Origin of the sequence: Lentzea sp. NPDC051838, from assembly GCF_040681245.1 — a bacterium.
Classification (GTDB): Bacteria; Actinomycetota; Actinomycetes; order Mycobacteriales; family Pseudonocardiaceae; genus Lentzea.
Genome location: NZ_JBFAYI010000003.1, coordinates 175,631 through 189,501 on the forward strand (window position 1 = coordinate 175,631; position 13,871 = coordinate 189,501).

The following is a 13,871-nucleotide window of genomic DNA, read 5'->3' on the forward strand; positions in this document are numbered from 1 at the left end:
GCAGCGTTGCGGACGTGCGGCCGTGCGTCAACGGTATTCTGCCGCGCCATGGAAATCCGGGCGCTGCTCGACCGCATGACGCACGAGGGCCACCAGCAGGAGGCCGCGGAGTTCTTGGCGGAGCACGCAATCACGTCGTTCGACGAAATAGTCACGCTCATGTGCGGCGACGACCAGGTCGTGCGGCCGGCGTGCCGGGTGTTCTCCTTGCTGCACGCGGACGACGAGGTCTACGCGGCCCTTCTCCGGCACCCGCACGAGCGGGTTCGCGTGCACGCCGCGAGCATGTTCCGCGGCGACATGGCGTTGCCGTATGCGCGCGAACTCCTGCCACTGCTGGAGGACGAGGACTACTACGTCCGTCGGGAGGCGTTGCACGCGTTCGGTTCCATGGGCGACGACGTGCTGCCGTTGCTGCACGAGACGCGCGCGACGGCCAAGGGTGCGCTGCGCAGAGCCGCGTTGTCGGCGCTCGTCGAGGTCGCCGGCCCGGACGCGATGTCGGCCGCGGACCGGAAGATGATCGAGCGGTACGTCCTCTTCAAGATCGAGGAGGAGATGTACGGCACCGAGGAGATGCACCTCTGCGGCGGCTGGTTCGCGATCAGGACCGAGGACCAGAACGCGGTGCTGGAGGTGTGCGGGCTGAAGGACCCGACGCCGGTGACCAAGATCCTCGGCGGCGAGGCCTGGAACAACGACCACCACGCGTGGGGCGGCGCCGCGGACCACGTCCAGTGCGCGCGCGTCTACGTCACGGGCTCGTGGGACGGCTGGACGCTGGTGTTCGGCGAGCCGTTCGCCCACGCGGAACGGCCGGTGACGGAGATCTGCGCGGTGCTGAGCGCGGTGTTCGGCGAGGCGCACTACTACGGCATGAGCTGCGGTGACGGCTGGACGGCGTGGTGCATCGCGGAAAGCGGCGAGGTCGTCCGCAACTACGACTGCTTCGACCACGACAACCAGTCCGGCGAACCGCTCGACGTCGAGGAGGGCATGGGACTGCCCGGCGACTGGAGCGACGACAAGGACGACGACCTCGACGACATCTGGGCCACCGACGTCGCCGAGGAGATGTCGGTCAACCCCAGGTACTTCGAGGGCGACATCGAGGGTCACGGCGTGCTCGCGCTGACGCAGTGCGGCCGAACCTACGGCTCTCCCAAGGGTTTCCTGCGGATCTAGGCCCTCAGGACCGGGACCTCCAACGCGCGCACCACGTCGTTGTCCGCGTCCGTGACCACCCCGGCGACCTCGCTGAACGGCAGCACCCCGAACCGGGAGGCCGCGCCGATCTTCTCCGAGCTGGCCAGCACGTACGTGTCGGCGGCCTGGTGGGCGAGCGCGCGTTTCATCGCCGCCTCGTCCGCGTCGCCGGTGGTGAGGCCCGCCTCGGGGTGCACGCCCGTGACGCCGAGCAGGAACAGATCGGCGTGCACGCCCCGTGCGGCCTCCACAGCAGCAGCGCCGCACGCGACCATCGAGTGCTTGAAGAGCCTGCCGCCGATCACGTAGACCTCCACGTGCTCGTGCGCCTCCAACGCGCTCGCGATCGTCGGACTGTGCGTGACGACCGTCGCCTGCAACGAGAGCGGTAGCGCGCGCACCACAGCGAGGGTGGTCGTGCCGCCGTCGAGGATCACGGTGCTGCCCGGCTCGATCAACTTCGCCGCTGCTCGTGCGACCCGTTGCTTGCCGTCGACCGAGACGTCCTGCCTCGTCGCGTAGTCGGCGATGGCCGGGGATACCGGCAGTGCGCCGCCATAGACGCGTTGACAGAGCCCTGCTGCTGCGAGATCGCGCAGGTCACGACGGATCGTGTCCTCGGAGATGCCGACTTCCAGCGCGAGGTCCTTGGCGACGATCCGGCCGTCCGTGCGCAGGCGTTCGAGCAGCAGGTCACGGCGTTGGGCAGCGAGCATGCACGTTTCTCCTTGTTTCTGCCGAGTGTTGCACATTATGGTCGGCTTCATGCTGATTCTGATCGCAGGGCCCTACCGCTCGGGCACCGGGGACGACCCGGAGCTGATGGCGCGCAACCTCGAACGCCTGGAGGAGGCCGCGTGGCCGATCTTCCGCAGCGGACACGTGCCGATGATCGGGGAGTGGGTCGCGTTGCCCGTTCTGCGTGGCGCGGGCGGCACCGCGCCGACCGATCCGATCGCGGAGGAGATCATGTATCCGACCGCGGAACGCCTGCTGCGGCACTGCGACGCGGTGCTGCGGCTGCCGGGGGAGTCGACCGGCGCGGACGAGGACGTGCGCATCGCCAGGGAGCGCGGGTTGCCGGTGTTCGACCGGGTCGAGGACATTCCCGGCTATCGGTCCGCCTAGCTAGGCCGTCAGGCCCGCGATCAGCACGTCGAGCGTGCGCCGGTACTGCCGCACGAAGTCCACCCGCGCCGACTCCAGTCGCGGGTCCGACACCGCTTCCAGGACCTCCGGCGTCGGGTTGGCGAACGGCCACAACCCGATCAGCACCACCATCGAGGTGCTGACGAGCTCGTCGGCGGCCTCCTCGGACAGTCCCGGCACGTGCCGGGCGACGATCCGGGCCTGACGCAGCAGCTGGGAGCGGTTCTCCAGCTTGAACTCGCGGATCAGCGCGGCTGACACGTTGCGCTCCAAAGTGGACGCCAGCAGGCTCCACAACTCGCACAGCACCGGGCGTTCGGCGAGCGACCGCGCCCACACGTCCGTCAACGAGCCATCGGTCACAGCTGCCTCGAACGCGTCCAGCCACTCCGCCCGTTCGCGTTGCAGCAGGGCCAGGAAGAGGGCCTCGCGGGTCTCGAAGTACGTGACGATGCCCGACTTCGAGCCGCCCAGTCTGCGCGCGATCTCCCGCAGGCTCACGTCCGCCGCGGGGAGCTCCAGCAGCAGCTCGCGGGCCGCGTCGAGCACGGCCTGGCGGCGCAGTTCTCGCTGTTCGGGGCGTCGGGCGCGCTGGAAGGTCTCCACCGTCACAGGTTAACAGTCCACTGTCCGCTTGCTAAGAGTCCAGTGGACGGCTACTTTGAGAAATAAGCGTCCACTGGACTTGTAAGGGGAGTGCAATGAGCAAGGTCATCGTCGTGACGGGCACGGCGTCGGGGCTGGGCAAGGCCACGGTGGAGAAGTTCGCCGCGGAAGGCTGGAACGTCGTCGCCACGGTCCGCAAAGAGGCCGATCTGAAGGTGCACAACGAGAACGTCCGCACGCTGCTGCTCGACGTCGACGACGAAGAGGCGGCACCAGGGTTCGCGCAGGAGGCGTTGGCCCAGTTCGGCCGAGTCGACGCGCTGGTGAACAACGCCGGCTCGTACACGATGGGCCCGGTCGAGGCGACGACGATGGACCAGGCGCACCGCCAGTTCCAGACCAACTTCTTCGGCCTGATCGCGATCACCAGGGCGTTCCTGCCGATCTTCCGCGAGCAGCGTTCCGGCGTCGTCGTCAACATCGCCTCGATCGCGGCGGAGCAGTCGTCGCCGTACCACGCGGTGTACTCGGCCTCGAAGGCCGCGGTCGTCAGCCTGAGCGAGAGCCTGAACATCGAGATGGAGGAGTTCGGCGTCCGGGTCCGCGCGGTGCTGCCGGGCCAGCACGCCACCGCGATCTTCACGAAGATCGACCAGGCCGACGCGCCCGAGGACTACCAGGTGGGGATCAAGCGGTTCTTCAGTGGCGTGTCGCGGCGAGGGTCCGCGCCCGAGGTGACGGCCGAGGTCGTCCTGCAGGCCGTGCTCGACCCGCGGTTCGCCCCGGTGCGGTACCACTCGGGACCGGACAGCGCCGCGATTCCCAGGGCCAAGCAGATCCTCGGGCAGCAGCAGTACTGGGAGGAGTTCCGGGCGGCGGCGGGCGGACGGCCGAGCGCGTTGTGGCGCACGCTGATGGCGGCGCCCGGCGAGCACGAGTTCGAGCGGGCCGTCTGATGCTGCCCGAGCACCTCGGCGGCTTCACTCGCTAGCTTGGGATCATGAAACAAGCGATCCGAGCGGCGCGCGTGTTCGACGGCGAGCGGGAGCGCGCCGAGTCGGTCGTCGTGATCGAGAACGGCAGGATCACCGGCCTCACCAGCGGACCGGCCGATCTCGACCTCGGCGACGTCACGCTGCTGCCCGGCCTCGTCGACTCGCACGTCCACCTCGGTTTCGACCCGTTCGGCGTGGCCGTCGACCTGCCGCACGACTCCGAGGACGTGATGGTCGAACGGATGCGTGCCAACGCGGCAGAGGCGTTGCGGGCGGGCATCACGACCGTGCGCGATCTGGGTGATCGCGGCTACCTGTCGATGCGGGTTCGCGACGCCGGGCCCGAGGTGCTGGTCTCCGGGCCGCCCGTGACCACGACCGGGGGCCACTGCTGGTTCCTCGGCGGGGAGGCGGACGGGCTCGACGGCATCCGGAAGGCCGTCACCGAACGGGTCGAGCGCGGTGTCGACGTCGTGAAGATCATGGCCACCGGAGGGTCGATCACGCCCGGCTCGTCGCCGTTCCACCAGCAGTACACGACCGAGGAGCTGCGGGCGGCCGTCGAGATCGCGCACGACGCCGGCATTCCCGTGACGGTGCACGCCCATGGCGCGTCCGGCATCAAGGCAGCGGTGGAGGCGGGCGTCGACTCGATCGAGCACGCGTTCTTCCTCGCGCGGGGCGGCCTCGCGGTCGACTGGGACACCGTGGACCTGATGGTGCGCAAGGGGATCTACGTCAGCACGACGACGGCGCGCCTGCCGACCGCGGAGCCTCCGTTCCCGGTCAGCACCCAGGTGCGGCAGAACTTCGGCCGGATGCGCGAGCTCGGTGTGCGGCTGGTGTGCTCGTCGGACGCGGGGGTGGGGCAGTACAAGCGGTTCGACTCGCTGCCGCACGGGATCGTCGAGTTCGGTGAGGTGGTCGGGTTCTCCACCGCCGGCGCGCTGGCGTCCGCGACGAGCGTGGCGGCGACGATGTGCGGGCTGGGTGAGCGCAAGGGCCGGATCGCTCTGGGCTACGACGCCGATCTGCTCGCCGTGGCCGGGAACCCGGTGAAGGACCTGAAAGCGCTGCTGGACGTGCGTGCCGTCTTCAGGGCCGGGAAGCGGATCTAGCGGCCTCGACGAACTCGCGCATGCGGCCGTGGTCCTTGATGCCCCGGCTCGACTCGATGCCGCTGGACACGTCGACACCCCACGGCCGGGCCACGCCGATCGCCTCGGCGACGGTCTCCGGTGCCAGCCCGCCTGCCAGCACCCACGTGCCGGTGGGCGGGTTGTCCGCGAGCCGCGTGATGTCCCACTGCTCACCCGACCCCGCGACCGGCGAGTCGATCAGCAGCAGCTCCTCGCCGAACGCGCCGGTGCGCACGTCGGTGCCCGGTCCCAGTGCCGTGGCCCTGACCAGCTGGAACGGCTGGTCCGCCAGCTCGTCGAACGCGGCCTTGGGGTAGTCGCCGTGCAGCTGCAGCGCCTGAACACCCGTCTTCAACGCCAGCTCGCCCGCCTCGGCCGCGGTGATCCCGCGCACGACGGCGACGGTCAGCACGGTCGGGGGGACGGCGGCGACCAGGCTGCGTGCCAGGTCGGCGTCGATCTGGCGGGGACTGGTGGTCAGCACGAAACCGACGGCGTCGGCCCCGGCCTCGACCGCCACGGTGACATCGGACTCGGTGCGCAGACCGCAGAGCTTCACGAACACACCTTCAGCTTAGTGACCGGAGCCGCATTGTCGCGCAGCTAACAGTCACATATCGCCTCGCCATCCTGTCTTCCTTGTATAGATGGAAATACGGGCAACGGAGGCCGCGATGACGCACCCTGAACATCAGATAGCCACCTCAGTGCTGGTGATCGGCAGCGGCGGCGCGGGACTGCGCGCCGCCATCGAACTGGCCGAGCGCGGTGTCGACGTGCTGGTCGTCGGCAAGCGCCCCAAGGCGGACGCGCACACGGCACTGGCGGCGGGTGGTATCAACGCGGCGCTGGCGACGATGGATCCCGCCGACACGTGGCAGCAGCACGCGGCGGACACCATCAAGGAGAGCTACCTCCTCGCGAACCCGGACATCGTGCGGATCGTCGCGGAACAGGCCCCGCGCGGCATCGCCGACCTGGAACGCTGGGGAATGCCGTTCGCACGCGAGGAGGACGGCCGGATCTCGCAACGGTTCTTCGGCGCGCACACGTTCCGCCGCACGTCCTTCGCCGGTGACTACACGGGTCTGGAGATCCAGCGCACCCTGGTGAACCGGGCCGCGCAGCTGAACATCCCGATTCACGACACCTGCTACATCACGCAGATCCTGGTGCGGGACAACGTGGTCTTCGGCGCGTACGGGTTCGACCTGAACACCGGCACGCGGTACGTGTTCCACGCCGACGTCGTGATCCTCGCGGCGGGCGGGCACACCCGGATCTGGCGCCGCACCTCGTCCCGCCGCGACGAGAACACCGGCGACTCGTTCCGCCTGGCCATCAAGGCGGGCGGCCGGATCCGCGACCCCGAGCTGGTGCAGTTCCACCCGTCCGGCCTGCTCGAACCGGAGAACGCGGCGGGCACCCTGGTGTCCGAGGCGGCGCGCGGTGAGGGCGGCGTGCTGACGAACTCGCTGGGGGAGCGGTTCATGGCCCGCTACGACCCGCAGCGCATGGAACTGTCCACACGCGACAGAGTGGCGCTGGCCGCGTACACGGAGATCAAGGAAGGCCGCGGCACCCCGAACGGCGGCGTGTGGCTGGACGTCTCGCACCTGCCGCGCGAGCAGATCATGCGCAGGCTGCCGCGGGTCTACCAGACGCTGCTCGAGTTGCAGATGAAGGACATCACGCGCAAGCCCATGGAGATCGCGCCGACCGCGCACTACTCGATGGGCGGCGTCTGGGTGTCGCCCGCGGACCACTCCACGGGCGTCGAGGGCCTGTACGCGATCGGCGAGGCGTCGAGCGGCCTGCACGGCGCGAACCGGCTCGGCGGCAACTCGCTCATCGAACTGCTGGTGTACGGCCGGATCGTGGGAGAGGCGGCGGCGGAGTACTCGGCTTCGCTGAGCGCGCAACGCCGTTCGAAGATCGTGCTGGGCGAGGCGCGCGCGGAGGTCGACGGGCTCTTGGATGCCGACGGACCGGAGAACGTCCGTGCCCTGCAACGAACTCTGCGCAACACGATGACCGAGCACGCGGGCGTGGTGCGGGACGAGTCGTCGCTGCGCAAGGGACTCGCCGAGCTGGACGAGCTGGAAGAACGCATCCGCAACGTCGGCGTGCACCCGGATCTCGCCGGTTTCCAGGACCTCGCCCACGCCTTCGACCTGAAGTCGTCGGCGCTGGCGGCCCGTGCCACGCTGGAATGCGCGCTGGAACGTCGTGAGACTCGCGGCTGCCACAACAGGTCCGACTACCCGGACCTCGATCCAGCGCAGCAGGTGAACCTGGTGTGGGCGGGTCCCGGCTGGGTGGACCGCGAGGAGATTCCCGCGGTGCCACAAGAGATCGCGGCGCTCATGCGGGACGTCGACACGGTCGGCAAGCTGGTGGAGTGAGGCCAGGCGAGGGGCGGGAACCTGGAGAGAGTGAGGTGCCCGCCCCTCACCGTCACGGCAGCCTCAGTGCCGTGGGGACGAGGCCCGCAAGTGCTTGCGCGCCTCCAGTTCCTCCGGGTCGACCACGGTCAGCATCGGCTGGCCCGGTGCGCAGAACATCGTGACCACGAACGCCGACTCCTCGTCCGCGAGGTGGTTCCCGTCCTGGTAGTGGATGACGTCACCGCCGGGCTCCCAGAACGTCCCGCCCGCCCGCACGACGCGGACCGGCTCGCCTTCCAGCTCGAAGTTGATGGCGCCCCTGATCACGTACCCGTACGCGGGACCGGAGTGCCGGTGCGGTGGCGCGCCAGGGCTGCTCGGCGGCAGCGTCACCAGGATGGTCATGGCCTCGCCGTCCTGCGGGATCTGCGGTGCACCCGGCACCGAGCCGATCACCTCGATCTTCGGCGGCGGACCGCTCTTGTCCGGGTTCTCCAGGTGGTGGTCGTGGCTCATGCCGTCACCCGCAGGTGCTTGCGAGCTTCCAGTTCCTCGTGCGCGACGACGGTGAGCACCGGTGCGCCCGGCTCGCAGACCATGGTCGCGATCAGCGCGGACTCCTCGTCCTCCAGCGCGTTCGCACCCTTGTAGTGGATGACGTCGCCACCGGGCTCGTGGAACGCCTCGCCGGCCCTGATCACCCGCTCGGGCTGACCTTCCAGCTCGAACGCGACGGCGCCCTTCACGACGTAGCCGTAGATCGGGCCGGGGTGGCGGTGCGGCGGCGCGCCGGGGCTGCCCGGCGCGAGGGTGACCAGGATCGTGCGCACGACGAGGTCCTCGGACATCGGTGCGACGCCGGGAGCCTCCGCGAGGATCTCGACGCCGGCCGGCGGGCCGCCCGTGGTCTGCGGGTGGTGCAGCAGTTCGCTCATACCCACCAAGACCGGGCAGCCCGCCGATTTGTGACTCAGGAAGTCGCGCCCATGGCGGAGACGACCTTGGTCGTGACCGACGAACTGCTGGTGACCGTGCCGGCCTTCAGCCCGTGCTCGTCCTCGGCCTGGACCGCGCGCGACCCGAGGTACTCACCGGTGTTCGGGTTGACCACGATCTGATAGCTCGTCCCGTACGACGTGAGGCCGAGCGCGGTGCCCGTCCGGCCGTCGATCGTGGCCGCCTGGTCGACCACCTCCAGGCCCGGCAGGTGGGCGAGCGCCTTGTACACCGCGGACCGCACCTCAGCCGGGTACAGGCCGGTGTCCAGGCCGTTCGTGACCATCAGCACCAGGTTCTTGCCGTACGACTCGCTCTGCAGCTTGTCGTAGAGCGCCTGCGGGTCCTGCGGCAGCGAGGCGATGTACTCGGGCGTCGGGTCCTGGAAGCTCACCGGGATCTTGCCGCCGAACCAGCGGCTGCCGCCCTCGACCCTCCACTCGCCGCTCTCCCGCACGAGGTCGAGCATCGACATGTCCGGCGGCAGGTCGGCGGGGGAGCCGATCAACCACTCGTCCTCGTCGGTGTTGGTGCGGCGGTGCAGCCACGTGCCGCGCTGGTCGGCGGGAATCCACGTCTCCAGGAGCTGGCCGCTGAGGAACATCCACTTGTGGTCGTTGCCGTCCGTGTTGGACCACTTCCCGTACTCCCGCACGTACAGGTACTGGCCGGGCTGCAGCTTCACGTCACCGGTCAGCCCGGCGACCTTGTTCAGCACCTCGGCCGCGGCCACGTTGGGGCCGGAGGGGCGCGAGGTCAGCGACGGCACCAGGAGCGCGGCGCCCGCGATCACGACCGCCGCGGCAGCAGCGGCCACGAGCGGGATCCTGCGCCAACGGCGAAACGGCACCACCTTCCCGGCCTCTGCCCCGGACTCCTCGGCGTCGATCCGCGCCAGCAGGGCGTTCCGGCCGCGCGCGAACGCCTCGTCGCTCATCGGGGCGACGTCCGACATCGCCCACTTGACCGTCTCGTCCTCCACCGGACGCTTCTCGTCACGCATCGTCGCCCTCCTGTCCGTTGATCTTCGCCCGCAGCTTCGCCCTCGCCCGGAACAACCGGGTCCGGACCGTCGCCACCGGCGTCTCGGTCACCTCGGCCACCTCGGCCGCGCTCAGGTCGGCCCACGCCGTCATGAGCAGCACGTCGCGCTCTTCCGGCCGCAGGTCCGCCAGCACCTCGGCGAGGTCGTTCATCAGCGACTTCGCGTCCACCACCGAGGCCGCTCGGTCGTCGACGTGGTCGGCCACGGCGCGTCTGCCGTGCTCACGAGCCCACGCCCTCAGGCGCCGTCCCTCGGACCGCACGTGCTGGCGCAGCAGGTTCGTCGCGATCCCGAACACCCACGCCTTCAGGCTCGCCCGGGCAGGGTCGAACGTGTCGCGGCGTTCCCACGCGACGAGGAACGCCTCGGACACCAGATCGTCGGCGATGGCCGCATCCACGCGCAGCGCCAGATAGCGGTGCAGGTCACGGGCGTGCTGGTCGTAGAGACCCACCCAGGTGTCCCTGTCCAGAGGCCTGCTCACCCCCGGCCCTCCAGTTCGCGCCGGCGGCGCTGTCTCGGTGCTCACGGAACCTATTGGCCGATCGGCCCCTCCGCATTCCCAAGTTCGTCCCATGAGGACGGTCACACCCGGCAAGCCGAAACGCGAACACGCGAATCGGCCAAGAAGTCGTCATGAACGAGACAGCGCTGATCAAACAACTCGCCGACGACGTCCCGCCGATGTCCGAGAGCGCGTTCGAGACCGGAAGACGGCGGCTCCTCGCGCTCGACCGGTGGGCCAGGGCGCGCCGCGACACCCGCGTGCTGTGGTTCGCGACCCTGATCGGGCTGCCGCTCGTGCTGGCCGCGATGGGCGTCCACTACCTCGACCTGCAGGTGTACCGGACGGGCGGACTCGTCTGGCTGAAAGGGCTGCCGCTCTACGTTGGCTTCCCGCACGACCTGGCGAACTTCAACCTGCCCTTCACCTACCCGCCGATCGCCGCGGTCCTCTTCAGCGGGATGACGGTGCTGCCGGTGTGGCTGGCGAACACGCTCATGACGATGGTGAGCTTCGTGTCGCTGTCGGTGGTCTGCTTCGTCGTGACCCGGCGGCTCACCCCGCGGACGAACGTCGTGTGGACGGTCAGCGCCGGTGTCTCCGTCGCGGCGTTCGCGCTGGAGCCGGTGCATTCGACGTTCCTGTACGGCCAGGTCAACCTGGTGCTGATGGCGTTCGTGGTCGTCGACTGCCTGGCCGTCACCGACCGGCGGTGGCGCGGGATGCTCGTCGGCCTGGCCGCCGCGCTCAAGCTGACCCCGTTGATCTTCGTGCTGTACTTCGTGGTTCGCCGCGACTGGCGGGCCGTGTTCACCTCGGTCGCCACGTTCTTCGGTGTCGCCGGCGCGGGATTCGTGCTGGCGCCGCACGACTCCTTCGAGTTCTGGTTCAACGGGTTGCTCGACGGGAGCCGCGTCGGCGGCATCGCGTACATGACCAACCAGTCGTTGCGAGGCGTGCTGCACCGCCTCAACCCTGGTCAGTCGACGGAAATGGTGCTGTGGGTGGTGTTGTCCGCGATCGTCGTGGTGCTCGCCGTGATCGCGGCGCGCCGGGCACGGCACGACGTGGTGGCGCTGGTCGCGATCGCGACGGCGGGGCTGCTCGTCTCGCCGATCTCGTGGTCCCACCACTGGGTGTGGTGCGTGCCCGCGTTCCTCGCGCTGGCCTTCCTGCGCCCCGGGGCGGCGCTGCCCGTCCTCGTCGCGGCGTTCTTCCTCGGGCCGTTCAACTGGCTGCCCAGCACCGGCGACAAGGAGATGCTGTGGACCTGGTGGCAGCACCTCTACGGCGACCTCTACACGTGGATCGCGATCGGCCTGCTCGTGCTGCTGGCCACCAGGCCCAGGATCGTCAGCAGCGCTTGACCCGCACGGCGCCGCGGCTCGACTCGACGATGGCGAAGTTCAGCCGGTCGGGATCAGCGGACCCGATCGACGCGCGCACCTCGGCGTTGATGTTGATGAGGCGCGGCGACCCGCACGGCGCCCACTGGATGGCCGCGATGTCCGGGCGGTAGTGGGTCTCCCAGCTGTCGCTGAACGGGCCGGTGAACGGGTGGTTCACGTACTCGGTCTGCGACATGCCCTGAATGTAGGTGTTGACGCGGTTCAGCCCGGTCGCGCCGTCCTGCAGGTGCGTGTAGCCCTCGTAGGAGGTGCGGCCCAGGCCGTAGGTGAAGCCCTGCGGCACGTTCACGCGCAGGGCGACCTGGCAGTTCTTGCGGAAGTCGGTGGGCGCGGAGCCGTTGCCGGCCCGTGCCAGGAATGTGTGGTAACCGATCTTGAACGTTCTGCCGTCGGTCTCGACGTCCGCGTCGCCGACCTTGCAGCCCGACCCGTTGACCGTGACGACCTCGAGGACGGGTGCGGGATCTTCGTCGACGCCGGCCGGTCCGAGGGCGGATAGGGCTACCAGTAGTGCCGCTGCCGTGTTCAGCATGAGGAACCTCTCGGGGGAGTCGCTGGCGGCGGCACTCGACGTTAGCGGCCTTCCACCTGACGTTTCCCTGACGATTCCGGTACCGGTTACGGTTTGAAGGGCAGCAGTTCCTCCTCGACACCCGGCCGGACGATGACGCACGTCGACTCCGGCACCTCCTGCCACGCGCCCACCAGGTCGCCCAGCGGTTCGGACACGACGAGCCGCGAGTCGTCGGCGAGGTCGTGCAGCGCGGGGTTGTCCGGGTACTGGCGGCGCAGCGTCGTCACGTCGGTGCTGTGGAAGAGGGTCCTGGACTTGCCGCGGCTGGAGTAGCGGAACGCCCACGTCGTCGAGCCGTCGGTGGTCGCGACGGTCATCTGGATCGGGTACTCGACGCCCGCGCGCCTGCCGACGTCCTCGACGAACTCGACCATGCGCGCGACGGCGGCGGGCGGGTCCTGCTCCAGCCCGAAGCTGATCGCCAGGTAGAACATGATCTCGGAGTCCGTCGAGCCCTCGATCAACGGGAACAGCAGCGGGTCGATCGCCAGCATCAGCTCGCGCCGGACCAGCGAGAACTTCGGGATCAGCCCGTTGTGCATCCAGAGCCAGTTGTTCCAGCGGAACGGGTGGCAGTTCGACCGCTGCACCGAGCCGCCCGTGGACGCCCGCACGTGCGCGAAGACCCGGTCGACGGTGATCTGCGCGGACAGCTCGCGCAGGTTGCGGTCGTTCCACGCGGGCTCGGTGCTCAGGAACAGCCCCGGCGTGCTCGTGTTGCCGTACCAGCCGATGCCGAACCCGTCGCCGTTGACGGCCGTCGCACCCAGCTTCGCGTGCTTCGACTGCATGACCAGCGAGTTCTCCGGCGCGTAGAGCAGCTCCTCCAGCAGTACCGGCGAACCGGAATACGCGAGCCACCGGCACATGACGACCTCCCTTTGCCCAGCGCTACATGGGAACACGACACGGGCGGGAAGCGCGAGGTTTGCGGCGGCGCGCCTGTCTCAGGCAGCATGCTTGGTGTGACGGTTCCCCCCGGCGTGCGGCGTCCGGCCTACCAGCAGCATTTCGAGACGATCGAAACGCGTGCGCCGACCGTGCGGATCGAGGCCCCCGTCCCTCCCGCCGCCGAGCCGTCCCCGCCACGTCAGGACATCTCCGTCATCGGCCCGATCGCCGCTCTGGTGCTGGCTCTGACGATCTCCACGCTGGTGCTGGACCACCCGGCCGCGCGCGCCGTGGCCGCGGGTCTCGCGACGCTCGGGCTGATCGTCGCCGTCGTGCTGATGCTGATGGGCAAGCGGCCGGAACCGGGCCGCCACGTCATTCCCGGGCGGCACCGGACCGAACGCTGAGCACTACTTGATCGTCGCGAGACCGGCCTTCGCGTACTTCTCGTCCAGGTCACCGCTCGGCGCGCCGCCGACGCCGATGCCCGCGACCGACGTGCCGTCCACCGCGACCGGCACGCCGCCACCCAGGAACAACGTGCCGGGGATGTCCCGCAGCGTCGCGCCCTGACCGGTGACGCGGCCGGCGAGCTCCGAGGTCGGGGCGTTGAACGACACCGCCGTGAACGCCTTGCGCCGTGCCGACTCCTCGGTCTGCGGGCCCGCGCCGTCACCCGCGAGCAGCACGACCAGGTCGCCGCTGCGGTCGACCACGGCGACCGTGACGCGCTGGTTCTCCTTCTCGGCGGCGTCCAGCGTGGCCTGGGCGGCCTTGATCGCCGCGTCGATGGTCAGCACCTTCTCGGTGCGCGTGGTGGTGTGCTGGTCGGCTGCCGCGTAGCCGCCGCCGATCGCGAGGATGGCCAGGGTCGCGACGGTGATCTTCTTGATGTCCATGGCTACTACGGTTCCGCAGGTCAGCGCCGTTTCCATGGTGGTGACGGTGGAACCTCGGTTCAACCCATCG

General features: G+C 69.5%; 17 protein-coding genes. 7 read left to right on the forward strand and 10 right to left on the reverse strand.

Going from position 1 to position 13,871, the window contains the following annotated elements:
• Window positions 1–48: 48 nt before the first annotated feature.
• Complete coding sequence (locus tag AB0M24_RS09740; protein WP_363763476.1) at window positions 49–1,185, forward strand: HEAT repeat domain-containing protein; 1,137 nt, start codon at window positions 49–51, stop codon at window positions 1,183–1,185.
• Here the strand turns inward: AB0M24_RS09740 and AB0M24_RS09745 are convergent.
• Window positions 1,182–1,922 carry a DeoR/GlpR family DNA-binding transcription regulator gene (locus AB0M24_RS09745; RefSeq protein WP_363763479.1) on the reverse strand — a complete coding sequence of 247 codons (741 nt, stop codon included), beginning with the start codon at window positions 1,920–1,922 and terminating at the stop codon, window positions 1,182–1,184. The two genes, AB0M24_RS09740 and AB0M24_RS09745, sit on opposite strands and share 4 nt — an antisense overlap.
• A gap of 49 nt (window positions 1,923–1,971) precedes the next feature.
• Here AB0M24_RS09745 and AB0M24_RS09750 point away from each other — a divergent pair, with 49 nt between their 5' ends.
• Window positions 1,972–2,334: a DUF4406 domain-containing protein gene (locus AB0M24_RS09750; RefSeq protein WP_363763482.1), complete on the forward strand. Its 363-nt coding sequence runs from the start codon at window positions 1,972–1,974 to the stop codon at window positions 2,332–2,334.
• Here AB0M24_RS09750 and AB0M24_RS09755 read toward each other — a convergent pair whose 3' ends face one another.
• The gene (locus AB0M24_RS09755) at window positions 2,335–2,961 is read right to left on the reverse strand and encodes a TetR family transcriptional regulator (RefSeq protein ID WP_363763484.1); all 627 of its coding nucleotides are present in this window, start codon (window positions 2,959–2,961) and stop codon (window positions 2,335–2,337) included.
• A 95-nt stretch (window positions 2,962–3,056) separates the two neighbouring features.
• On the opposite strand from AB0M24_RS09755, the gene AB0M24_RS09760 reads away from it, so the two are divergent.
• Together AB0M24_RS09760 and AB0M24_RS09765 are read left to right on the forward strand one after the other, a co-directional pair.
• Complete coding sequence (locus AB0M24_RS09760; RefSeq protein ID WP_363763487.1) at window positions 3,057–3,917, forward strand: SDR family oxidoreductase; 861 nt, start codon at window positions 3,057–3,059, stop codon at window positions 3,915–3,917.
• A 44-nt stretch (window positions 3,918–3,961) separates the two neighbouring features.
• Window positions 3,962–5,074, forward strand: a complete 1,113-nt coding sequence (locus AB0M24_RS09765) for an amidohydrolase family protein (protein ID WP_363763490.1) — start codon at window positions 3,962–3,964, stop codon at window positions 5,072–5,074.
• On the opposite strand, the gene AB0M24_RS09770 is transcribed toward AB0M24_RS09765, so the two are convergent.
• Window positions 5,052–5,654, reverse strand: coding sequence for a phosphoribosylanthranilate isomerase (locus AB0M24_RS09770; RefSeq protein ID WP_363763493.1), 603 nt, complete (start codon window positions 5,652–5,654; stop codon window positions 5,052–5,054). The two genes, AB0M24_RS09765 and AB0M24_RS09770, sit on opposite strands and share 23 nt — an antisense overlap.
• Window positions 5,655–5,769: 115 nt before the next feature.
• Between AB0M24_RS09770 and AB0M24_RS09775 the strand changes: the two genes are divergently transcribed.
• Window positions 5,770–7,500 (forward strand): FAD-dependent oxidoreductase, encoded by a 1,731-nt coding sequence (locus AB0M24_RS09775; RefSeq protein ID WP_363763495.1) that lies wholly within the window; start codon window positions 5,770–5,772, stop codon window positions 7,498–7,500.
• Between the two features lie 63 nt (window positions 7,501–7,563).
• Here the strand turns inward: AB0M24_RS09775 and AB0M24_RS09780 are convergent, their stop codons facing one another.
• Genes AB0M24_RS09780 through AB0M24_RS09795 form a run of 4 tightly spaced genes read right to left on the reverse strand, consistent with a single transcriptional unit; the run spans window position 7,564 to window position 10,007 of the window.
• Window positions 7,564–7,998: a cupin domain-containing protein gene (locus tag AB0M24_RS09780; RefSeq protein WP_363763498.1), complete on the reverse strand. Its 435-nt coding sequence runs from the start codon at window positions 7,996–7,998 to the stop codon at window positions 7,564–7,566.
• The gene (locus tag AB0M24_RS09785) at window positions 7,995–8,417 is read right to left on the reverse strand and encodes a cupin domain-containing protein (RefSeq protein ID WP_363763501.1); all 423 of its coding nucleotides are present in this window, start codon (window positions 8,415–8,417) and stop codon (window positions 7,995–7,997) included. Before AB0M24_RS09785 ends, AB0M24_RS09780 begins: the two co-directional genes overlap by 4 nt.
• 35 nt (window positions 8,418–8,452) lie before the next feature.
• The gene (locus AB0M24_RS09790) at window positions 8,453–9,481 is read right to left on the reverse strand and encodes a CU044_5270 family protein (protein ID WP_363763504.1); all 1,029 of its coding nucleotides are present in this window, start codon (window positions 9,479–9,481) and stop codon (window positions 8,453–8,455) included.
• Window positions 9,474–10,007: an RNA polymerase sigma factor gene (locus tag AB0M24_RS09795; RefSeq protein WP_363763507.1), complete on the reverse strand. Its 534-nt coding sequence runs from the start codon at window positions 10,005–10,007 to the stop codon at window positions 9,474–9,476. The genes AB0M24_RS09790 and AB0M24_RS09795 overlap by 8 nt, the downstream gene beginning before the upstream one ends.
• A 152-nt stretch (window positions 10,008–10,159) precedes the next feature.
• Here AB0M24_RS09795 and AB0M24_RS09800 point away from each other — a divergent pair, with 152 nt between their 5' ends.
• Window positions 10,160–11,395: a glycosyltransferase 87 family protein gene (locus AB0M24_RS09800; protein WP_363763510.1), complete on the forward strand. Its 1,236-nt coding sequence runs from the start codon at window positions 10,160–10,162 to the stop codon at window positions 11,393–11,395.
• Here AB0M24_RS09800 and AB0M24_RS09805 read toward each other — a convergent pair.
• Window positions 11,382–11,969, reverse strand: coding sequence for a DUF4360 domain-containing protein (locus AB0M24_RS09805; RefSeq protein WP_363763513.1), 588 nt, complete (start codon window positions 11,967–11,969; stop codon window positions 11,382–11,384). The genes AB0M24_RS09800 and AB0M24_RS09805 overlap by 14 nt on opposite strands.
• An 86-nt stretch (window positions 11,970–12,055) precedes the next feature.
• Window positions 12,056–12,880 carry a class II glutamine amidotransferase gene (locus AB0M24_RS09810; protein WP_363763515.1) on the reverse strand — a complete coding sequence of 275 codons (825 nt, stop codon included), beginning with the start codon at window positions 12,878–12,880 and terminating at the stop codon, window positions 12,056–12,058.
• Between the two features lie 96 nt (window positions 12,881–12,976).
• Here AB0M24_RS09810 and AB0M24_RS09815 point away from each other — a divergent pair, with 96 nt between their 5' ends.
• A complete protein-coding gene (locus AB0M24_RS09815) occupies window positions 12,977–13,309 on the forward strand; it encodes a hypothetical protein (protein WP_363763518.1) in 333 nt (110 codons plus the stop codon).
• 3 nt (window positions 13,310–13,312) lie between these two features.
• On the opposite strand, the gene AB0M24_RS09820 is transcribed toward AB0M24_RS09815, so the two are convergent.
• Entirely contained in the window at window positions 13,313–13,837 is a 525-nt protein-coding gene (locus AB0M24_RS09820; protein WP_363763521.1) for a heme-binding protein, read from the reverse strand.
• Window positions 13,838–13,871 lie beyond the last annotated feature (34 nt).